Source organism: Agrobacterium sp. A3-95, from assembly GCF_053521785.1.
Genome location: NZ_JBNWDR010000001.1, coordinates 576,016 through 596,450 on the forward strand (window position 1 = coordinate 576,016; position 20,435 = coordinate 596,450).

General features: G+C 60.1%; 20 protein-coding genes. 7 read left to right on the forward strand and 13 right to left on the reverse strand.

Annotated elements, in window-relative coordinates; all coding sequences use genetic code 11:
• Positions 1–36 precede the first annotated feature (36 nt).
• The 3 genes from purD (at position 37) to ACQZ5Y_RS02930 (ending at position 4,129) form a co-directional block, all read left to right on the forward strand.
• Positions 37–1,308: a phosphoribosylamine--glycine ligase gene (gene purD, locus ACQZ5Y_RS02920; RefSeq protein WP_174049194.1), complete on the forward strand. Its 1,272-nt coding sequence runs from the start codon at positions 37–39 to the stop codon at positions 1,306–1,308.
• A gap of 157 nt (positions 1,309–1,465) precedes the next feature.
• A complete protein-coding gene (locus ACQZ5Y_RS02925; protein ID WP_111790191.1) occupies positions 1,466–1,978 on the forward strand; it encodes a plant virulence effector HPE1-like domain-containing protein in 513 nt (170 codons plus the stop codon).
• 327 nt (positions 1,979–2,305) lie between these two features.
• Positions 2,306–4,129, forward strand: a complete 1,824-nt coding sequence (locus tag ACQZ5Y_RS02930) for a methyl-accepting chemotaxis protein (protein ID WP_111782792.1) — start codon at positions 2,306–2,308, stop codon at positions 4,127–4,129.
• A gap of 59 nt (positions 4,130–4,188) precedes the next feature.
• Here the strand turns inward: ACQZ5Y_RS02930 and ACQZ5Y_RS02935 are convergent, their stop codons facing one another.
• The 12 genes from ACQZ5Y_RS02935 to ACQZ5Y_RS02990 all read right to left on the reverse strand — a co-directional run bounded on the left by ACQZ5Y_RS02935 (position 4,189) and on the right by ACQZ5Y_RS02990 (position 14,853).
• On the reverse strand, positions 4,189–4,674 hold the full coding sequence (locus tag ACQZ5Y_RS02935; protein ID WP_174049193.1) for a 2-thiouracil desulfurase family protein: 486 nt from the start codon (positions 4,672–4,674) through the stop codon (positions 4,189–4,191).
• Positions 4,674–4,988: a helix-turn-helix domain-containing transcriptional regulator gene (locus tag ACQZ5Y_RS02940; RefSeq protein WP_003515190.1), complete on the reverse strand. Its 315-nt coding sequence runs from the start codon at positions 4,986–4,988 to the stop codon at positions 4,674–4,676. The genes ACQZ5Y_RS02935 and ACQZ5Y_RS02940 overlap by 1 nt, the downstream gene beginning before the upstream one ends.
• 1 nt (position 4,989) lies before the next feature.
• Positions 4,990–5,334 carry a type II toxin-antitoxin system RelE/ParE family toxin gene (locus ACQZ5Y_RS02945; RefSeq protein WP_025592539.1) on the reverse strand — a complete coding sequence of 115 codons (345 nt, stop codon included), beginning with the start codon at positions 5,332–5,334 and terminating at the stop codon, positions 4,990–4,992.
• Between the two features lie 41 nt (positions 5,335–5,375).
• The gene (gene glyS, locus ACQZ5Y_RS02950; RefSeq protein ID WP_003515188.1) at positions 5,376–7,529 is read right to left on the reverse strand and encodes a glycine--tRNA ligase subunit beta; all 2,154 of its coding nucleotides are present in this window, start codon (positions 7,527–7,529) and stop codon (positions 5,376–5,378) included.
• A 98-nt stretch (positions 7,530–7,627) separates the two neighbouring features.
• On the reverse strand, positions 7,628–9,565 hold the full coding sequence (locus ACQZ5Y_RS02955; protein WP_174049191.1) for a DUF2207 family protein: 1,938 nt from the start codon (positions 9,563–9,565) through the stop codon (positions 7,628–7,630).
• A 23-nt stretch (positions 9,566–9,588) separates the two neighbouring features.
• Positions 9,589–10,866, reverse strand: coding sequence for a 3-phosphoshikimate 1-carboxyvinyltransferase (locus tag ACQZ5Y_RS02960; protein ID WP_174049190.1), 1,278 nt, complete (start codon positions 10,864–10,866; stop codon positions 9,589–9,591).
• 84 nt (positions 10,867–10,950) lie between these two features.
• Entirely contained in the window at positions 10,951–11,502 is a 552-nt protein-coding gene (locus tag ACQZ5Y_RS02965; protein WP_025592535.1) for a LemA family protein, read from the reverse strand.
• A gap of 78 nt (positions 11,503–11,580) precedes the next feature.
• Complete coding sequence (locus ACQZ5Y_RS02970) at positions 11,581–12,543, reverse strand: glycine--tRNA ligase subunit alpha (protein ID WP_013635520.1); 963 nt, start codon at positions 12,541–12,543, stop codon at positions 11,581–11,583.
• A gap of 100 nt (positions 12,544–12,643) precedes the next feature.
• On the reverse strand, positions 12,644–12,838 hold the full coding sequence (locus tag ACQZ5Y_RS02975; RefSeq protein ID WP_003515179.1) for an NfeD family protein: 195 nt from the start codon (positions 12,836–12,838) through the stop codon (positions 12,644–12,646).
• Between the two features lie 20 nt (positions 12,839–12,858).
• A complete protein-coding gene (locus ACQZ5Y_RS02980) occupies positions 12,859–13,728 on the reverse strand; it encodes a S49 family peptidase (protein WP_025592532.1) in 870 nt (289 codons plus the stop codon).
• 87 nt (positions 13,729–13,815) lie between these two features.
• A complete protein-coding gene (locus ACQZ5Y_RS02985; protein WP_112402552.1) occupies positions 13,816–14,616 on the reverse strand; it encodes a tRNA1(Val) (adenine(37)-N6)-methyltransferase in 801 nt (266 codons plus the stop codon).
• 6 nt (positions 14,617–14,622) lie between these two features.
• Complete coding sequence (locus ACQZ5Y_RS02990; RefSeq protein ID WP_003515173.1) at positions 14,623–14,853, reverse strand: putative signal transducing protein; 231 nt, start codon at positions 14,851–14,853, stop codon at positions 14,623–14,625.
• A 111-nt stretch (positions 14,854–14,964) separates the two neighbouring features.
• Between ACQZ5Y_RS02990 and ACQZ5Y_RS02995 the strand changes: the two genes are divergently transcribed.
• The 4 genes from ACQZ5Y_RS02995 to moaB all read left to right on the forward strand — a co-directional run bounded on the left by ACQZ5Y_RS02995 (position 14,965) and on the right by moaB (position 19,480).
• Positions 14,965–15,981 carry a polyprenyl synthetase family protein gene (locus ACQZ5Y_RS02995; RefSeq protein ID WP_003515172.1) on the forward strand — a complete coding sequence of 339 codons (1,017 nt, stop codon included), beginning with the start codon at positions 14,965–14,967 and terminating at the stop codon, positions 15,979–15,981.
• Between the two features lie 191 nt (positions 15,982–16,172).
• A complete protein-coding gene (locus ACQZ5Y_RS03000; protein WP_013635516.1) occupies positions 16,173–18,017 on the forward strand; it encodes a tetratricopeptide repeat protein in 1,845 nt (614 codons plus the stop codon).
• A gap of 6 nt (positions 18,018–18,023) precedes the next feature.
• Positions 18,024–18,908: a 4-(cytidine 5'-diphospho)-2-C-methyl-D-erythritol kinase gene (locus tag ACQZ5Y_RS03005; protein ID WP_038489896.1), complete on the forward strand. Its 885-nt coding sequence runs from the start codon at positions 18,024–18,026 to the stop codon at positions 18,906–18,908.
• Positions 18,909–18,934: 26 nt separating this feature from the next.
• Entirely contained in the window at positions 18,935–19,480 is a 546-nt protein-coding gene (gene moaB / locus ACQZ5Y_RS03010; RefSeq protein WP_038489893.1) for a molybdenum cofactor biosynthesis protein B, read from the forward strand.
• A 44-nt stretch (positions 19,481–19,524) separates the two neighbouring features.
• On the opposite strand, the gene ACQZ5Y_RS03015 is transcribed toward moaB, so the two are convergent.
• Entirely contained in the window at positions 19,525–20,403 is an 879-nt protein-coding gene (locus ACQZ5Y_RS03015; protein WP_019564276.1) for a dienelactone hydrolase family protein, read from the reverse strand.
• Between the last annotated feature and the right edge of the window lie 32 nt (positions 20,404–20,435).

The window sequence follows — 20,435 nt, forward strand, 5'->3', positions numbered from 1 at the left end:
AACAAGGTTAAAGGCGAATTTGCAGGGGTGTTGACCATGAAAGTTCTGTTGATCGGTTCCGGCGGACGCGAACATGCGCTGGCGTGGAAAATCGCCCAGTCTCCCCTGCTCGATGAACTTTATGCCGCTCCCGGCAATCCCGGCATAGCCGACCATGCGACACTCGTTTCGCTTGACATGGAAGACCACGCCGCCGTTATCGCCTTTGCCAGGGAAAAGGCGATCGACTTCGTCGTCGTCGGACCGGAAGCGCCGCTGGTTGCCGGTCTGGCAGATGATCTGCGTGCGGCTGATATTGCCACCTTCGGGCCTTCGAAAGCAGCCGCTCAGCTTGAGGGTTCCAAGGGGTTCACTAAGGATCTATGCGCCCGTTACGATATTCCAACCGGGGCTTACCAGCGTTTCAAGACCGCCGAACCGGCAAAGCAATATGTCCGTGAACAGGGCGCACCCATCGTCATCAAGGCCGACGGGCTTGCCGCCGGCAAGGGCGTAACGGTTGCCATGAGCGAGGCGGAAGCGCTTGCCGCCATCGACGACTGTTTCGACGGCGCTTTTGGCGCTGCCGGCGCCGAGGTTGTGGTGGAAGCTTTCCTCGACGGTGAGGAAGCCAGTTTCTTCTGCCTTTCCGATGGCAAAACCGCGCTGGCGTTGGCAACAGCCCAGGACCACAAGCGCGTGGGTGATGGCGACACCGGCCCCAACACCGGCGGCATGGGCGCCTATTCCCCCGCCCCGGTGATGACACCGGCCATGGTGGAGCGCACCATGAAAGAAATCATCGAGCCGACGATTTCTGGCATGGCGAAAGACGGCAATCCCTTCTCCGGCGTATTTTTCGCCGGTCTGATGATCACCGCCAAAGGCCCCGAGTTGATCGAATACAATGTGCGTTTCGGCGATCCGGAATGTCAGGTGCTGATGATGCGCCTCAAGAGCGACCTGCTGCCGATCCTCTACGCCACTGCTACCGGCACGCTGGACAAGGTGGAAGCGGAATGGCGCGACGATGCGGCGCTGACCGTTGTTCTAGCTTCCAAGGGTTATCCCGGTGCCTACGACAAGAACACGCCCATTGCCCATATTCCCGATGCCAGCGAAGAGGCAAAGGTGTTCCATGCCGGGACGGCGCTGAAGGACGGCAGACTGGTGGCGACGGGCGGACGCGTGCTGAACGTCACCGCCTTTGGCAAGAACGTGACGGAAGCGCAGGCGCGCGCCTATGCGCTGGCGGACAAGGTGGAATGGGAAAACGGCTTCTGCCGTCGCGATATCGGCTGGCAGGCCGTGGCGCGCGAAAAAGTCTGACCATTCAAGGCATACAGCGGCCTGGGCGCAGATTTCGCTCAATTTTTACCAAGTTTGCTGACCTGATGGAAACGAAAGACCGATAATATCTGCCGAACATTGAAGGGCGCATTCTGTCTCGATCGTGAGGCTGCGCCGTCATTTCGGGGGTTTTTCGATGCGTCGTCTTCTTTTGACAGCGGTTGTCGCGCTGACCGGCGGGTCTGCGATGGCGTCTTCCATCGAATATGTAAACGGCACCCACACCAGCAATGGCAGCTTCGTTCGCCTCGACTGCGCCCGCTGCCAGCCCGTGAAGGACAACCCTGCCCCCGAGGGCTTTGCCATCCCCTCCATCGAGCCGGGCACGCAGCACACGGAAATGCGTGAAATCGAGGGTAAGCGCACGCTGGTGCGCACCGAAGCCTGGCTTGGCGGCGCGCCCGTCACCTTCGTCAGCACCAATCCCGCTTGGATGCCGCAGGAAACCCCCGGCACCGCAATTGCCACCTATGATGAGGGTGAAGCTGGCACTCCCCCCGAGGAAACGGCAGCCACGCCAGCAGGCATAGACATGACCGCGACCACGGCAGCGACGAAGACAATTTCGGCGGCCAATGCCACGGCACCGTCAAGCGCATCAGCAATGGCGGCACCCGATTTCCAGGATTTCAAATTGCGCGGCAATTGACCGACAGTGTCGGCGGCGTCTTTGATGACAAAAGTCAAATAATCGCGTCATCGCTGCATTTTTCGAAGTGCACGGCAACCATCCGGTGAATAATAAATTATGCATCCATTATTCTGCCAAGCACGCTCATAAAGCTTTTGCTAATTAAATATTTATTCAAATTTTTTGCCGCTAAGTGACCTCATAGTGCGATGCAGCACGACATGAGGGCTTGGAGCGGACTTTCGCTTTCAGGCTGATCACAGCGCATCAGGCGCCTTCCCATTTTCGAAACTTCGGCAGCGCGCGGCTTTTTCCGGCTCGCGACGCAAAAGCTTGTGAGCGCCCATGAAGAATCTTTCCATTTCCCGTCAGCTGATCGTGCTCGTGGTGGCCCTTATGGCCGCCTTCGCAGCAGCAACATTTTACCAGCTGAAATCTGCCACCGACGCGATCTATGAAGAACGCTACGGCATGCTGCGGACACAGGTACAATCCGCGATTTCCATCCTGCAATCCTTCCACGACAAGGAAAAGGCCGGGACGCTTTCACACGAAGACGCCATGAAGCAGGCCTTCGCCACCGTCAGCGCCATGCGGTTCACCCCAGATGGCTATCTGTTCGGTTACGACTACGACGTGACGATGAAATTCCATCCCGACGCGAAGCGTGTCGGCGAGAACTACAAGGGCAAGCCGGACAGCAAGGGCTTCCAGTATCGTGACGAGCTCGTACGGCTTGGCCGCAACGGTGGCGGCCAGACGGATTTCTACGGTCCGAAGCCCGGCATGGAAGGCAATGACTACGCCAAAAGCTCCTACGCCCTTGCTTTTGAGCCCTGGCAGGTGGTGGTCGTGACCGGCGTTTACATCGATGATCTGAATGCCCAGGTTCGTGGCGAGGTGATGAGGGCGCTGTCCATCGGTGCCGCCATCTTCGTGCTGGCACTTGCCGCCGCCTTCTACGTTATCCGGGGGATCTCGAAGCCGCTCGGCGACATTCACAGGGCGCTGGGTGAAGTCGCCAATGAGAACGTCTCGCTCACCATACCCCATACCGGGCTGACCAACGAAGTGGGCATGATGGCGAAGGCCACGGCCTCGCTTCAGGACAAGGTGCGGGAGCGCCACGCCATGCAGCGCCGGGAGGAAGAGCAGCAGCAGCAGCTCAACGCCGAGCGCCAGAACAACCTCGACATGCAGCGCGACGAGGCCGCATTGCAGGCGCGTGTCGTTACCACCATTGGCGAGGCGCTGGAAAAACTCGCCGGCGGTGATCTGACCGTGCGTTGCGCCGATCTCGGCAACCGTTACGCCGCGCTGCGCGACAACTTCAACGAGGCATTGACCCATCTCGACGCCGCCATGGCCAAGGTGAATTCCAAGAGCATCGATATCGGCGGCTCGAAGGAAGAAATCCGCAAGGCCTCCAACGAGCTTTCGCAGCGCACCGAACGGCAGGCGGCAAATCTCGAGGAAACCTCTGCCGCGCTCGACGAGTTGACGGTTGCGGTGCGCCAGACGGCTGAAGGTGCAGCCGACGCCGCCAAGCGCGTCACGACAGTCAGTTCCGAAGCGATGCGCAGCGACCGGGTGGTGGAAGAAGCGATTGCGGCGATGAGCGGCATCGAACAATCTTCCGATCAGATTTCGAACATCATCGGCGTGATCGACGACATCGCTTTCCAGACCAATCTTCTGGCACTGAATGCGGGCGTGGAAGCGGCGCGTGCCGGGGAAGCGGGCAAGGGCTTTGCCGTGGTGGCACAGGAAGTGCGCGAACTTGCGCAGAAATCTGCCGCCGCCGCCAAGGAGATCAAGGACCAGATCGCCCGCTCTTCCAACCAGGTGGAAAACGGCGTGCGTCTTGTCGGCGAAGCCGGTGACGCGCTGAAACGCATCTCTGACCAGATCAAATCCGCCAACGAGATCGTCGGCAAGATCGCCCATTCGGCGGCCGAACAGGACACGACGCTGCGCTCTATCTCCACGTCGCTCAACCAGCTCGACGTCGCCACCCAGCACAATGCGGCGATGGCGGAAGAGACCACGGCTTCGGCGGAAGCGCTGGCCGTCGATACCGAAGAGCTACTGAACCTCATCCGCGGCTTCCGCGTCTCCTCCGGCAACCAACTCCACGGCATGGCAGAGCAGATGCGCATGGCGGGGTGATAGACGCTGAGGTGATGTATAAACGAAAACGCCGGAGGAAACTCCGGCGTTTTTTTGTTTCAACGTGTCAAAGTATCCAGCCGGTCGATATCGGCAGGCGAAAAGACCGTAATTCCCGCTCTTTCAAGCAGCGCCGCCGTCACGCCATTGCCCGCATGTTTGATGCCGGAGAACGAGCCGTCATAGATCGCAACCGATCCGCAGGACGGACTGCCGTCGATCAACAGCGCGTGCGTGCAGCCATTGGCTTTAGCAAGGGCCAACGCCTTTTCCGCACCGGCAATAAATTCCGCCGTGACATCGCCACCGGTTACTTCCAGCACCCGGGCGCGGCCTTCCAGCACATCGAGACCGGAGGCGCTATTCTCAATTTCCGCCGGCGGGCGCGGCACCGGCATGCCGCCCGCCATTTCCGGACAGATTGTCACCAGCCTGCCTTCATCCCGCCAGCGGTCTATCGCCGGGTGGACGAGAGGTTTGCCCTTGCCGTCATAGCGGACCGCCTGGCCGAGGAGACAGGCGCTGATTAGGATTTTGGTGATCATCAGGCCGCTGCGACAGCGAGATGTATACCCGAGTTCTTCTGAAGCGCTTGAATGACACTAAACAGATTATCGGCCCGGGGATTTCCCTTCGGGCCGAACATGCGCATCAGGCTTTTCGCAGGCACATCCACGTGTTTGGATAAAGTCTCGAAACCGATCGTGGCGTTGATGAAATCTCGCAATACCGACTTGCCGGTTTCGACATCTCCCTCCAGCAACAGTTCCACAGCATCCGACAAGAGAGCCGCCCGGAAGGCTGGGTCTTTTTCCGCCCTCGCCTTGACTGTCTGTTTGAATTCCCGCGTTAGCGCCATGTCACTCACCCGTCCCGGCACCCTTTCGGGCGCCCTTTCTGGATTTATAATCCTGCCAGAAGGCCTTGGCCGCTTCGATGTCGTTCTGCTGCCGGGCCTTGGTTCCGCCAATCAGCAGGATCACCAGCTCATCGCCGTCACGACCGAAATAGACACGATATCCGGGACCATAATCGATCCGGTATTCGAGAACACCGGAGCCAACGGATTTTACGTTGGAGAGATTGCCCTGCCCCATCCGGGTCACGGCAATCGTTACCTTCGACGCGGCAAGCGCCTCGATCTTTACGAACCATCGCCCAAATGGGCTCGATCCGTTCGGGTCCAGATATTCAACGACCTTCATGGGCCAATGGTAACATAAACATTACCATTGGCAAGCCTGTCTCAGCCGGTAATCTTCGAGAAATCCGCAACCGTTCCGGTGGCTTCACGAATGGCCTTCAACAGCGCCAGACGGTTTGCGCGGATGGCCGCGTCCTCGTCGTTGACGAGCACATCCTCGAAAAACTTGTCGACGGGCGCGCGAAGCGTCGAGAGCGCCTGCATGGCGGAGCGGAAATCTTCCGTCTCGACGGCCTTTGCGGCATCGGCGGAAGCGGTCTTGATCGCCGCGTAAAGCGCCTTTTCGGCGTCGAGCTTCAGCAGTTCTTCTGAAACGCTGTTCGCAACCACGGTGCCCTTCTTTTCCTCTGCGGCCAGAAGCTGGGTGGCGCGCTTTGCACCGGCCAGCAGGTTCCGGCCATCTTCGCCGGTGATGAAGGCGGTCAGCGCCTCGACACGGCGGGCGATCATCAGCAGGTCGTCGGATTCCGGCGTCAGGACGGCGTCGATCAGATCGTAACGGGCGCCGAGGTCGCGCAGATAGACTTTCAGGCGGTCGTGGAAGAAGGAGAGAAGGTCAGTATCCTTCGCGACGCTCAAGAGCGGCAGGCGCACGTTCTTTTCAAGCAGAATACGAACCACGCCCAGCGCCGCACGGCGCAGTGCGAAGGGATCCTTCGAACCGGTAGGCTTTTCATCGATGGCCCAGAAGCCGACGAGCGTGTCGAGTTTGTCGGCGAGAGCAACCGTAATCGCCACCTTGTCGGCTGGCAGGCGGTCGGAGGGACCCTGCGGCTTGTAGTGATCCTCGATCGCCGCGGCGACACTTTCGTTTTCGCCCTGCAAGGTTGCGTATTTTCGGCCCATCAGGCCCTGAAGCTCGGGGAATTCGCCGACGGCTTCGGTGCGCAGGTCGGCTTTCGCCAGCACCACGGCGCGGTCCACCAGAGCAGCATCGGCACCGACGACGGGGGCCAGAGCCTTGGCCAGTTCGCGAATGCGGGCCACACGCTGCCCTTGAGTGCCGAGCTTGGCATGGAAGGTAACGTTCAGCGCATCGAGCTTGGCCATGCGCTGGTCGAGCGGCTTCTTGAGATCGAGGCCAAATTTCGCAGCCGAATCCTTCAGCGTCTCCAGATCGGGCAGATCGCCCTGGTCACGGTTCCAGAAATGGCGGGCATCCGACAGGCGGGCGCGGACGACCTTGCCGTTGCCATGGATGATTTCCTTACCGCCGTCGCTTGCCTCGATGTTCGAGATCAGGATGAAGCGGTTAGAAAGACCCTCTTCCGCACCCTGATTGCGGGTGACGAAACACTTCTGGTTGGTCTTGATGGTCAGCCGGATGATTTCCGCCGGGATTTGCAGGTAATCCTCCTCGAAAGTGCCCATCAGCACCTGCGGCCATTCAACAAGGCCGGAGACTTCTTCCAGCAGGCCTTCGTCTTCCACCAGCTCAAGGCCGTTGGCAAATGCCAGATCCTTGGCATCGTGCAGGATGATATCCTTGCGGCGGTCGGCATCGAGAATGACCTTCGCCTTTTCAAGGCTCGAGACATAATCCTCGAAACGGCGCACGGTGATCGGACCCGGCGCATGGAAACGGTGGCCATAGGTGACGTTGCCAGCGACGATGCCGTCGATGACAAAGGGAATGACCTGGGTTTCGTCATGTTCGGGGCCGAACAGGCAGACGATGGATTGCAGCGGGCGCACCCAGCGCAGGCTCTCCGAGCCCTTGCCTTCGATGCCGGCATAGCTGGAACCCTTCGGCATGGAGGCCGGGCCGGAGCGCATGGATTTCGGCCAGGGGAAGGAGCGGATGATGCCGGGCATCACTTCGGCGATAATCTCTTCCGCCGGGCGGCCGGGCTTGTTGATGATGGCGATGTAGAAATCGCCTTTCTTCGGATCGGAAACGACCTGAGCCTCGGAGACATCATTAAGGCCAGCGCCGCGTAGAAAGCCCTCAATCGCCTTTTCGTTGGCATCGGTGCGCGGACCCTTCTTTTCCTCACGCACATCGGCGGAGCGGGCGTTGAGGCCGCGAATATCCAGCGTGAGGCGGCGCGGCGTCCAATATTCGCGCGCACCCTCATAGGTCAGCCCTCTCTCCACCAAGGCGTCAGTGACGAGTTTCTTCAGATCGCCCGCCGCCTTGCGCTGCATGCGTGCGGGGATTTCCTCGGAGCGAAGTTCAAGCAGAAGATCGGGCATGGGATAAGGACTTTAATCTGTTGCAAAAGAGTGTCGCGGACTTAGCAAGACCAGCGGCAAAAGTCATCAGCTATCGGTTAAATTACCGCCGGTGGACGTTACCAGCCGCCACCACCACCGCCGCCGCCGCCCGAACCGGAAGAACCACCGCCACCGCCACCTGAAAAGCTGGAGGAAGATGAGCTGACAGGCTGTGGAATGGTGGAAGCGATTGTATTCGCCATGGAAGTGGAGAACCCACCAATCCGGTCTCCGAAGCCGCCGTAATTGCTGCCCAAATACCAGCCGGGCGCATAACTTGCCGCGGCGGCACCAGCGGCGGCTGTCGCGAGCCAGGTCTCGAAGGTACGGCTCCAGGGTTTTTCCACGCCGAGCGCGACCGCATAGGGCAGCAATGTCTCAAAATGCTGCGGCGACATGGCGGGGACATCCGACATATTCATCCGGTCCTTTTCCGCCAGCGTCAAATACGTTCTGAGGCCCTCGATGCCGTCCATCAGCTTGCGGCCGAGCGGCGTCGGCGCACCCATCAGGAACAGGAACAGCGCGTTGGTAAGCACGATGCCGCCGATGGCAGCCAGCGCAAGCGACTTGGTGTCATGCGTCACATCCAGCAGGATCTGCGTGGCAATGCCGCCAATGACGGAAAAAGCCACAAAACCGGCAAAGGCCAGCATGACGATGCCGCCGATGCGCTTGCTCAACGACGCGCCACGCGAGAACTGTCGGCCGATGCCGATCGACAGGATGCTGAAGAAGAAGGCGAAAAAGCCGAAGACCAGCACGGCGGCAATGGCGCTTTCATCGAGATCACCGAACACCAGCGTCGCGACGATGATGGCGACGCTGAAGAAGATGCCGAAAACGATGTAACCGGCATTGCTGCGGTAATATTTGCCGCGGTGCTCTTTCTCTATCGCCGCACGAAACTGCTTGCCGACCTTTTCGACTTCCGTTCCATGCGCCTTGTCGATGGTGAGCGTCTCGCCCGGACCACCGATGGAGGACAACAGCGTCTTCTGCCCGCTCGGCAACTCCGCCCCAGCCTGCTTTTGCGTGCGGCGGATGACGATGGAGTTCTTCAGATCCTCCAGAACGACATAACCCTTGACAGCCAGATCAAGTGCCGAGGCGGACAGCGCTGTCCAACCTGCGCCGGAAAAACCCCTGTTATCAACGTAATTGACCAGAGCCGGCGAAAGCCCCTCCGGTGCATCCCAGCGCGGCACGACTACACCCTTGGCCGGATCACGGCCGACCGCGAACCATGCTCGCAGATAATAGAGCAGCACTGCGAAAAGCCCGCCGCCCGAAAGCAGGATGGCAAGATTGTCACGTAGCCACCAACCTGCCTCCTGGGAGGAGTCGGGGGCGGCAATGGCGCCCTTCGGTAACTTCACGGCAACTGTCATGCCCTCGCCCACTGAAAACGGGCGGGTAGAGGCAAAAAACACCTCGTTGCCTTCGCTCAAAATGCGCGCATCCTTGCCCTTGGCACCGAGTGGACCGGTGAAAACGGCAGTATCGGTGGCCTTCACGCCCTGTGGCAAAGTGATGGTGGCGGAAATCTCACCCATCGGAAACTGCCAGCCATTGCCGGTGACATTCCAGGTGAGTTCGTCATAGTCGCTGAAATAACGGATCTGCCGGGCGGTGGTGTAGGTGATCTGGAAGATATGCTCGCCGGTCGGAAGAAAACGGTCGGCGCTGCCGGTATAAATGCGAATGCCGCCATCGATATTCTCGGTGCGCCAGTTCTCCGGCGCGCCATCGCGCTCCACCGATACGACGTTAAAATCCACCTTGGTGCGTCGGTTATTCGCATCCAGCGCATAAAGCGGGAAATCGCGGAAGATGCCGCGCTTGATGTTCTGACCTTCAGCACGGGCGGTGATGGTTTCCGTCACCGTCAGTTCGCCACTCTTCGCAACCTCGACGACGGAATGATAGGAGCGGATGAATTCTTCCGCAAAGGCCGGGCAGGTCGCGCCCAGGAAGACAAGCAGCGCGAGAAGTCTTGCGGCGATGGTCTTCACGGGGCGGTCTCCTCCAGCCGGTTTCAGTGCTGCGGCTCGGCAGCACTTTCCTTTTCGTTATAGTCGACGCCGAGCGAGGCGAGCGCCTTCCAGTAGCCCGGATAGGTCTTGCCAACGCAGGCAGGGTTCTGGATGGCGATGCCGCCGATCTTCAGCGCCGCCAGCGCAAAGCTCATGGCGATGCGGTGATCGGCAAAAGTATCGATGGAGGCATCGACCGTCTGGCCCGCCAGCGCCGGGTCGGCATGCACGATCAGGTCGTCGCCTTCCTCATGCGCCAGACCGTTGCGGATTTCGTTGAGGCCGAGCGAGACGGCACGGATACGGTCGCATTCCTTCACACGCAGATTGGCAATGCCGACGAAACGTACCGGCGTTTCGTTGAACGCGGCGAGAACGGCGATGGTCGGAATGGCGTCCTGCATCTGCGAACCGTCGATTTCAGCGGGCAGATGCGGAAACTGCGCCATGACCTCATAGGCCTTGGCATCCGGCTGGGTGAACTTGTCGGCGGGCGTGCCGATGTCGATCGCACCGGCGGTCAGAAGCTCCGCGCCCCAGAGATAGGTGGCGGCGGATGCATCCGGTTCGATGTGGAAATCGGTCGCGGTGTAGCCGGTCGGATGCACGCGCCAGATGGCGTTGCTGACCCGCTCCACCTTCGCACCGAAAGCTTCCATGGCTGATGTGGTGAGGTCGATATAACCCTTCGCGCCGATTTCCTCGCCCTTGAGGATGATATCGACAGGCTTATCGCCGCAGGCGGCCGCCATCAGAAGTGCCGACACATATTGGCTGGAGAGGTTGGCGTCGATTGTGACGCTGCCCTTCGGGAAACCCATGCCCTTGCCCCGCACGGTAACTGGCGGGCAGCCGGTCGGCGCATCCGCTTCGACGCCGAGGGCGCGCAGCGCTTCCACCAACGGCATGATCGGGCGTTTGCGCATGTGCTCGTCGCCATCGATGATAACGGCGCCATCCACCAGCGCTGCAGCCGCAGTCAGGAACCGCGTGGCTGTGCCGGCATTGCCAAGAAAAAGCGGCTTTTCCGGCTGTTGAAGCACGCCTGTACCCTCCACCACGAAGGTCGTGGCGTCAGGTTCTGTCACCTTAACGCCCATGGCGCGCAGGGCTTCGGCCATATAGAGCGTATCATCGCTCTTCAACGCGCCGGTTAGGCGGCTTTTTCCCTTGGCGAGGCCAGCCAGCAGAAGCGCGCGGTTGGTGATGGATTTGGAGCCGGGCGGCTCTACCTTGCCGGAAAGCGGGTGGCCGGGCGGGGTGATGGTCAGTTCGATCATGATCGTCGTCTTGTCAAAGAATGCGGCAGAGAGCCGGGATACAGGAATGTCGGCGGGAGGACTTGGACCCGGGGAACGGTGGCCTTAGAATTTCACGGTCGGCACGGCGCGGTCTGCCGGGTTGTCGATCTCGAAATAGGGTGCCTTGGCAAAACCGAACTGGCCGGCGATCAGATTGGATGGGAAGCTTTCCACCCTGACGTTCAGATCGCGCGCGGCGCCATTGTAATAACGGCGCGACATCTGCAGTTCGCCCTCGATGGTTTCCAGCGAGCGCTGCAATTCCAGAAAGTTCGTATTGGCTTTCAGATCGGGATAGGCTTCAGCGAGCGCAAAGAGCTTGCCGAGCGCCTGCGACAGCATGCCTTCCGCCTGGGCGCGGCCTTCGACATCGCCAGCCGGTACGGCCTGGGCCCGGTTGCGCATGGCAATCACCTCTTCGAAGGTGCTTTTTTCATGCGCCGCGTAGCCCTTCACGGTCTCGATGAGATTGGGAATGAGATCGGCGCGGCGTTTTAACTGCACGTCGATGCCCGACCACGCCTCTTCCTTCATCTGCCTCGCCTTGACGAGGCCGTTATAGATGAAGACGACATAGAGCGCGATTGCCGCGATGATTGCCAGCGTGATGAACATTCCCGACCCCTCCTCAAGAGGCGCGAGCGCCGCAACGGCACCCGCACGTTAGACTGTTGCCCCGCCTTACATAAAGGTTCAGGCGGCCCTGTTCCAGTTCAACCCGCCCGCATCCGTGAGCAGGAAGGCTTCGCCGCAGGCTTTTGCCAGCGTGCGCACGCGCAGGATATAGCTCTGGCGTTCCGTCACCGAGATCACGCCGCGCGCATCCAGCAGGTTGAAGACATGGCTTGCCTTGATGCACTGGTCATAGGCCGGGAACACGCATTTATGCAGGCGCTGATTGTCATCATCACCCGGCGCGCCCGCGGCGAGAAGCGCCAGGCATTCCTTTTCCGCGTCGATGAAATGGCGATGCAGCATGCCGGTGTCGGCAAATTCGAAATTATGGCGGGAGTATTCCTGCTCGGCCTGCAGGAAGACGTCACCATAGGAGATCTTCTCTTCACCCTCGCGGCCGTTGAAGTTGAGGTCGTAGACATTGTCGACGCCCTGAACATACATGGCCAGACGCTCCAGACCGTAGGTCAGTTCGCCAGCGACCGGCGAGCATTCGATGCCGCAGACCTGCTGGAAGTAGGTGAATTGCGACACTTCCATACCGTCGCACCAGCACTCCCAGCCGAGACCCCAGGCGCCGAGCGTCGGGCTTTCCCAGTCGTCTTCGACGAAGCGCACATCATGCAGCAGCGGATCGAGACCGATGGCCTTCAGCGAACCGAGATAGAGTTCCTGAAGGTTGGAAGGGTTGGGCTTCAGAATGACCTGATACTGGTAATAATGCTGCAAACGGTTGGGGTTTTCACCGTAGCGACCATCAGAAGGCCGGCGCGAGGGCTGCACATAGGCAGCCTTCCACGGCTTCGGTCCCAGCGCGCGCAGCGTCGTTGCCGGATGAAACGTACCCGCGCCCACTTCCATATCATAGGGCTGCAATACCGCACAGCCCTTGTCGGCCCAGTAATTGTGCAGCGTCAGGATCAGCGCCTGAAAGGAACGCTTGGGGTTCATATGGTCTGGAATATCGGTCATTGCAGTCATCGCGGCGTTGTGAGGATAAGTAAGCACTGACTTACTTCGGATGCGGACTGGTGCCACGGCATGGCGAAGGGGTCAAGGATTTATGCGTGGAGACACCGGCTTACGTCTCATCCTCACGCTTCACGCGGTATTCGCCGGTTTCGGGATCCTTGATCAGCGTGCCGATGGCGCCGGTTTCGCGTTCCTTTTCGCGCTGCTTCGATTTTGCCGAAAGCTTTTCCGCATCGCGAACGAAGCGGCGGTAGAGGATGACGGATCCCACCACCAGAAGAACAATTGTAATAAGCTGCGCCATAAGGCCCTATTCCTGCGACATCATAGACCGAAACGCGACCACAATGCCTTTTCTTCGGCAACTTCCGCAAGTCCCGAGACGGCGCCTGCCGCAAGCCTTTCGGCATTGAGGCCGAGTGCCGCATTCACGCCCGGCACTTTTTTGCCGAACAGCGAGCGCCCGCCGGTGACGAGCTGAAGCTTGACCTTCGTCCCGTAACGGCGGCGCAGAACTTCCCTCATGTCGCCCAAGCCGTCGATCAGGCCGAGATCCAGGCCGCGCATACCGGTCCAGAACAGGCCGGAGAAGACCGTCTCATCGCCCTTCAGTTTTGCACCGCGGCGCATCTTGACCATATCGATGAAAACATTGTGGATTTCGACCTGAAGCGACTTCAGATATTCGATGTCGCCCTCTTTTTCCGGCTGGAAGGGATCGAGGATGACCTTGTTCTCGCCGGCCGTATAGACGCGGCGCTCCACCCCGATCTTCTTCAGCATTTCAGGGAAACCGAAACCACCGGAAACGACGCCGATCGAACCGACGATGGAGGTGGGGTCGGCGATGATCTCGTCGCCGGCAAGCGCGATCATGTAGCCACCGGAGGCCGCCACATCCTCAACGAAGATCAGGACCTTCTTGTCCTTTTCCTCGGCAAGCTGGCGGATGCGATTATAGATCATTCGCGCCTGCACCGGCGAGCCACCGGGAGAATTCACGGAAATGGCGACAGCTGGCGCGTCCTTGATGGCAAAGGCCTTTTCCAGCAGCGGTGCATAGGAGGCAAGATTGAGAGCGGGGCGGAACTGGTTGCCGCCAGCCATGATGGCGCCATGCATGCGCACAACCGGGATGACGAGTTCTTTTTTGCGAAAGCGTTTCGGCACCAGATACTTCAGAAAACCCACAATTCACTCCTCGCAGCATTTGCCTGTTCGTCACGGATGTATGTACTGCCCTGCAAAACACAATGGTTTGCGGCCGGAGGAACGGCGAATTTATAGGCCAGGCCCGATTGCCTTTACATTACGGCGATAGGCGGTGCGGCCATTATTTAGGTCATCCACGATGTGCGTGAAGGCATGGCTGCCGGTCTCGTGCATGACGAGCGGCGCCCGGAACGACAGCCGCGCCCGTGACCCCTTGATCGCCGTTACGAGCATGCGCACCGCATCCTCACCAGGGCGTGGATGGATGAGTGTGATCTCGATGCCGCCGAAACGGCTGCCACAGGCGGCAATGATCTCCGCCACCGATTGCGGCCGTGCAATAAGGGAAAGCTGCCCGCCTGGAACCGTGATCGCACCTGCGGTCCTGATCCAGTCCTCGAACAGGCCCTCCGTCATGGCGTGGGCCTCAGCCTTCAGCGCATCGGGCGTGCGGCGGTCGCCTGCATCATTATAGGGCGGGTTCATGATGACGTGGTGAAAATGCCCGTCCGGCAGACCGGCCTCGACGCGCGCCTTGCCACGCAGCGTCACGTCGGCCTCACGCACGCTGACACGGGCGGAAAAAGCGGCATTTTCCGGCAACGCCAGGCTGCGGCGGGCAAATTCCACCATTTCCGGCGAACGTTCGAACAGGGTCACTTCGGCCTTTTCAAGCCGCGTGGCAACCGCGAAACCTGCCGCGCCCGCGCCCGCGCCGAGATCGGCTATGCGGCAGGCGCGCTCGTCCGCCACCATCGAGGCAAGAAGCATGGCGTCCATGCCGGCGCGGTGCCCCCTGCCCTTGGGCTGGAGAATGTGAAAACGGCCCCGGTGAAACGCATCCAAAGTTTCCGAAATCTCGCCGCCCACGTTCGTTTACGCCTCTTCGTTGCGCAATTCGTCGCCCAGACCGGCATCCACGAGAATGCGGCGGGCCTCACCGGCGCGGTCTTCCTCCACCAGGAACCGGCGGGGCAAAAGACCGAGCGAACCTTCCAGAATGCTCATTGCCTGATCGGCGACAAGGCAATGTATACCAGCGTCCTTCATCAGGCTTTCGGCGAAGGATAACAGCACGGCATCGTTGGTACGGATCAGTTCACGCATGGATAAGCCCCAAATTCCCATTTTTTTGAATGGCTAGCGGCAATTCGCCCCTTGCCGCGACAGGCGCCAGTTTTTATTGTCGAACTCAAATTCGAACAGGAGTCCTGTCCCTTGGGCGTCGTCATACCGCTTGAAGAAAGCAAAAACAAACTCGCATCCGTCAAGCCGCTTGTCGACCTGACCCGTGCCGACATGGAACGGGTGAACCAGCTTATCCTTTCCAGAGCCGGTTCCGATGTCCAGATGATACCTGAGGTGGCCAACCATCTGATCTCGTCCGGAGGCAAACGCCTGCGGCCGATGCTGACGCTGGCCTCTGCCTCGATGTTCGGTTACGAGGGCGACCACCATATCAAGCTCGCCACCAGCGTGGAATTCATGCACACGGCGACGCTGCTGCATGACGACGTGGTGGATGAAAGCGATCTGCGCCGTGGCAAGTCCACCGCCCGCACCATCTGGGGCAACCAGGCAAGCGTTCTCGTCGGCGACTTCCTGCTCGGCCAAGCCTTCCGCATGATGGTGGACGTCGGCTCGCTGGATGCGCTCGATGTGCTGTCCACCGCCGCTTCGGTCATCGCCGAGGGCGAAGTGCTGCAGCTTTCGGTCGCCAAGAACATGGAAACGACCGAGGACGATTATCTGCAGGTGATTCGCGCCAAGACGGCTGCCCTTTTTGCAGCGGCCGCGGAAGTTGGCCCCATCGTCGCCAAAACCGACAAGGCAAGCCGCAGTGCACTGAAATCCTACGGCATGAATCTCGGCCTTGCCTTCCAGCTCGTTGACGACGTGCTGGATTACGGCGGCAAATCCGCCGATCTCGGCAAGAATACGGGTGACGATTTCCGTGAGGGCAAGATCACCCTGCCGGTCATCCTGTCCTATCGCCGCGGCACGCAGGATGAGCGCGCCTTCTGGCGCAACGCCATCGAAAACGGCGAAAGCAGCGACGAGAACCTCGAAAAGGCGCTCGGTCTCATCACCAAATACAACGGTCTTGGCGATACGATCGGCCGCGCCACGCATTACGGCACCATTGCCCGCGATGCGCTTGCACCGCTGCCGGAAAGCCCTTGGAAAAACGCGCTTCTGGAAGTCATCGACTTCTGCATCGAGCGTCTCAACTGACGCTGGAGGCCTTAGGCAAACGGCGGATGGACAAGACCGTCCGCCGCTGTTTCGGACTGGGTGTCCCGCAAGGGGAGATTGTGGCGCGGGCCATAATTTCTTGCGGGGTTGCTTCAAAAAAGCCATTCTATCGTGACCAAACAATGGAAACTGATTTTTCCGTGCTTCTGCACAAAGGCAAAGGTTCCCTCATGCGGCGTAAACCAGCACTTCGTCTTCTCTGCAGCGCGGCTCTTGCCGCCGCTCTCGCACTTGGCGCGGGTGCAAGCCCCGGCTTTGCGGAGACGAAAACGGAAGCCAAGGCCGTTACTTTCGATCCTGCCAAGGTAAATACCTTCTCCGGCGCATTCCTTGCCGCGCGCAATGCCGATGTCGATCAGGATTACCCCACCGCGATTTCGCTCTACAAGAAGGCGCTGGAATTCGATCCGGCCAATTCGGAAATCCGCCAGCGCCTGATGATCGCCGAACTATTGAGCGGCAATTTCGAGGCTGGCGCCAAGATTGCCGATTCGATGAAGGACGATACCTCCGTCGAACGCGTGACGACCATCGTGCGCGGCCTCGACGCCATCAAGGACAAGGAATTCGTCAAAGCCGAGAAAATCCTGAAATATACCGGCCCGAACGATCTCGACCGCATGGTCAACACGCTTCTGACGGCATGGGCGCGCGCCGGTTCAGGCAAGCCCAAGGAAGCGCTGGCCCTCGTCAACAACATGAAGGGTCCGGGCTGGATTTCGATTTTCCAGAAATACAATGCCGCGGCGATCGCCCTTGTCTCCGGCAACACAGATGCTGCCCGCAAGAGCCTCAATGAGGCCGTGACGGATCGTGAAGGCGGGGCAACCGCTTCCGACACCTATATGCGCGCGGTGATGGCGCTTGCACGGCTGGAGGCTTCAGCCGGCAACAAGCAGAAGGCGCTGGACGCAATTGCGGTCGGCGACACTTTTGCGCCAAACTATGCGCCTCTCAAAGCGCTTCGCCAATCCATCGAGAAGGGCGAGAAGCCGCCGCAGCAGATCACCAATGCCGTTGAAGGCGCGGCTTCCGTGATGTTTTCCATCGCGGGCGCGCTGAACCGCGAAGGTGCCGAAGAGATCGTCACGCTTTACCTTCAGACGTCGCGGGCGCTCGATCCGCAAAGCGCTGATACGCTGATCCTTCTCGGCGGACTTGCCGAGGCGATGAAACAGCCCGACCGCGCCATCGCCTTCTACCGCGACGTGCCGAAAGATTCGCCGATGCACCGCATCTCCGAGCTGCAGCTCGGGCTGACGCTGGCGCAGACGGGCAAGGTGGAGGAAGCGCGCAACCACCTGCAATCCCTGCTGCAATCCGATCCGAAGGATATCCGTTCTTACCTCGCCTATGGCAGCGTGCTTTCCGACGCCAAGGACTACAAGGCCATGGCCGAAAACTACGACAAGGCTGTCGAGGTGATCGGTGCCGTACCGCAGAAGTCGGACTGGACCGTGTTCTTCCAGCGCGCCATCGCCCATGAGCGCCTGAAGGAATGGGACAAGGCCGAGCCGGACTTCAAGCGTGCGCTCGAACTCAACCCGGAACAGCCGCAGGTGCTGAACTATCTCGGCTATTCCTGGGTGGACAAGGGTATCAACCTCGACGAAGCGATGAAGATGATCAGCCGCGCGGTCGAGCTTCGGCCGAATGACGGCTATATCGTCGACTCGCTTGGCTGGGCGCATTTCCGGCTGGGCGCGTTTGACCAGGCTGTCACCGAACTGGAGCGGGCAATCGAGCTCAAGGCCGGCGATCAGACCATCAACGATCATCTGGGCGATGCCTACTGGCGTGTCGGCCGCAAGATCGAGGCCGTGTATCAGTGGAACCGCGCGCTGATTGGCGACAATGACGATCTGGACAAGGCCAAGGTGAAGGAAAAGATTGCCAACGGCCTGCCGCCGCTGGAAAAGGACGCCGAAAACACCGCCAAGAAGGAGGCCGCGCCGCAGCCGCCGGCTCCGCCAGCACCGGCCCCTGTTGCCCCTGCCCCGGACAAGAAATCCTGACGCGACATGCGCGCGGATGACATTACCGGGGCTGTCGAAACAACCGAGGCGGCCCCGGCCAAGATCAATCTGGCACTGCATGTAACCGGTCAGCGGGCAGATGGTTATCATCTGCTCGAGACGCTGGTGACCTTCACCGAAGCAGGCGACGCGATCCATGTTCGCGATGCCGATGCCGACACTTTTTCCATCTACGGCCCGTTTGGCGATCTGCTGCGCGCAGGCGATGGCGGCAACAATCTCGTCGTCCGTGCCAGAGACCTTTTGCGTGATGCGCTTGTGGCGGCAGGTCAATCGGCACGCCCGGTTGCCATCCATCTCGAAAAGAACCTGCCGGTCGCCTCCGGCATTGGCGGCGGCTCAGCGGATGCGGCAGCGACACTGCGGGCGCTGTTGCGGCACTGGAATGCCGGGATTGTTCCTGAAAATCTCGCACCCATCGCGCTTGCGCTTGGCGCTGACGTGCCGATGTGCCTTGAAAGCCGCCCACTCATCGCACGAGGTATCGGCGAGGATATCGAGCCGGTCTCCGATCTGCCGGAATTCTTTCTGGTGCTGGCCAACCCTCTGAAAGCGGTCTCGACGCCGGAGATTTTTCGGCGACTGCTCGACAAGGCCAACCCGCCCCTGCCGGAGCGCAAAGAAGGCGGCTGGATGGATTTTCTGGCGCAAAGCCGCAACGATCTGGAAGTCCCCGCCAAGGCGCTCCTGCCTGATATCGGCGCAATCGCCGGCATGCTGTCGCAGGAAGGTGCTTCCCTTGTGCGCATGTCCGGTTCGGGTGCCACCTGTTTTGGACTATTTCATTCCTTCGAGGCCGCCCGAAAAGCGGAAACATCGCTTCGAAACAAGCGCCCCGGCTGGTATTTTCAGGCGACGCGGACCATCTGAATACAACACAATTCGAGGATAAGGCCATGGCAGGCGAAAGACCCTTCATTCCCCTCGGCATCGCGGTTCTGACCGTTTCGGACAGCCGCACGCTTGAGAATGACAAGTCCGGCGACACGCTAGTCGCACGCATAGAGGAAGCCGGACACAAGGTCGCCGCCCGCACCATCGTGGCAGACGACAAGGCTGCTATTTTCAACACCGTGCGCGACTGGACGCTCAACGGGAGCGTGGATGTGGTCATCACCACCGGCGGCACCGGCTTTACAGGCCGCGACGTGACACCCGAGGCGCTGGAACCCCTGTTCGAAAAGCGCATGGACGGCTTTTCTGCCATCTTCCATCGCATTTCCTATGAAAAGATCGGCACCGCCACCATCCAGTCACGGGCGACCGGCGGCGTGGCAAACGCCACCTTCATCTTCGTGCTGCCCGGCTCTCCCAGCGCCTGCAAGGATGCCTGGGACGGTATTCTCAAAGCCCAGCTCGATTACCGCCACCTGCCCTGCAATTTCGTTGAGATCATGCCCCGGCTTGATGAGCATTTGAAACGCGGGGCTGGCGGCGTCTAGAGCGGGATTTCAGGGGTTGTCCGTCACAGCGGACCGAAACCCCACTACGCCAGATATTTTTTGAAGAACTCCGTCGTCCGGCCCCAGGCGAGATCGGCCGCGGCCTTGTCGTATCGCGCCGAGGACGTATCGTTGTTGAAGGCGTGGTTGACGCCGTCATAAACGAAGATTTCGAAGGTCTTGCCGTTTTCCTCCAGCGCCTTTTTATAGGCGTCGATACCGGCATTGATGCGCTCATCCAGACCGGCATACTGTAACAGCAGGGGCGCCTTGATAGCAGGCACATCGGCCGCCGGCGGTTGCTGGCCGTAATAGGCGACGCCGGCATTCAGGCCTGCCGATTTGGTGGCGAACCGGTTGACCAGCCCGCCGCCCCAGCAGAAACCGACCGCACCAACCTTGCCGTTCGCACCCTGCCTTGCGGCGAGCCACACCCGACCGGCTTCGGCATTGGCGACTGTTGCCTCCATATCGAGGCCACTGAACATCTCCCGTGCCTTATCTTCATCCGAAGGCGTGCCGCCCTGCGGCGACAGGAAATCAACCGCAAGCGCCCTGAACCCCGCAAGCGCCACGCGTCTTGCCACATCGCGGATATGGTCGTTCAGGCCCCGGTTTTCATGGATGACGATAACCGAGCCAATGGGGCCGGAAACCGATTTCGGCGTGACGAGATAGCCCTTCATCTCGCCACCGGGCGCGGGATAGGTCACCTCTTCCGCAACGATACCCGCATCATCAGGCGCGACGATTGCCGCACGGGCGCTGTTGGCCGAAAGAAGCGGCGCGATTGCGGCCGCAGCTGCGCCGGAGCCGGCAAGCAGGCTGAGCTTTTCCATGAATTTGCGGCGATCGAGGCTGAGATGGGTATATTCATCGTAAGCGTCGATCATGGCCTGCGTAATCTTCGGCTTGTCGTCCATCGCTCTCTTCTCCCTGAACGCGCAGATGCACA

Coding starts and splice junctions, on each gene's coding strand:
- purD (WP_174049194.1), top strand. CDS start 37: ATGAAAGTTCTGTTGATCGGTTCCGGCGGACGCGAACATGCGCTGGCG.
- ACQZ5Y_RS02925 (WP_111790191.1), top strand. CDS start 1,466: ATGCGTCGTCTTCTTTTGACAGCGGTTGTCGCGCTGACCGGCGGGTCT.
- ACQZ5Y_RS02930 (WP_111782792.1), top strand. CDS start 2,306: ATGAAGAATCTTTCCATTTCCCGTCAGCTGATCGTGCTCGTGGTGGCC.
- ACQZ5Y_RS02935 (WP_174049193.1), bottom strand. CDS start 4,674: ATGATCACCAAAATCCTAATCAGCGCCTGTCTCCTCGGCCAGGCGGTC.
- ACQZ5Y_RS02940 (WP_003515190.1), bottom strand. CDS start 4,988: ATGGCGCTAACGCGGGAATTCAAACAGACAGTCAAGGCGAGGGCGGAA.
- ACQZ5Y_RS02945 (WP_025592539.1), bottom strand. CDS start 5,334: ATGAAGGTCGTTGAATATCTGGACCCGAACGGATCGAGCCCATTTGGG.
- glyS (WP_003515188.1), bottom strand. CDS start 7,529: ATGCCCGATCTTCTGCTTGAACTTCGCTCCGAGGAAATCCCCGCACGC.
- ACQZ5Y_RS02960 (WP_174049190.1), bottom strand. CDS start 10,866: ATGATCGAACTGACCATCACCCCGCCCGGCCACCCGCTTTCCGGCAAG.
- ACQZ5Y_RS02965 (WP_025592535.1), bottom strand. CDS start 11,502: ATGTTCATCACGCTGGCAATCATCGCGGCAATCGCGCTCTATGTCGTC.
- ACQZ5Y_RS02970 (WP_013635520.1), bottom strand. CDS start 12,543: ATGACTGCAATGACCGATATTCCAGACCATATGAACCCCAAGCGTTCC.
- ACQZ5Y_RS02975 (WP_003515179.1), bottom strand. CDS start 12,838: ATGGCGCAGCTTATTACAATTGTTCTTCTGGTGGTGGGATCCGTCATC.
- ACQZ5Y_RS02990 (WP_003515173.1), bottom strand. CDS start 14,853: ATGCGTGAACTGATCCGTACCAACGATGCCGTGCTGTTATCCTTCGCC.
- ACQZ5Y_RS03000 (WP_013635516.1), top strand. CDS start 16,173: ATGCGGCGTAAACCAGCACTTCGTCTTCTCTGCAGCGCGGCTCTTGCC.
- ACQZ5Y_RS03005 (WP_038489896.1), top strand. CDS start 18,024: ATGCGCGCGGATGACATTACCGGGGCTGTCGAAACAACCGAGGCGGCC.
- moaB (WP_038489893.1), top strand. CDS start 18,935: ATGGCAGGCGAAAGACCCTTCATTCCCCTCGGCATCGCGGTTCTGACC.
- ACQZ5Y_RS03015 (WP_019564276.1), bottom strand. CDS start 20,403: ATGGACGACAAGCCGAAGATTACGCAGGCCATGATCGACGCTTACGAT.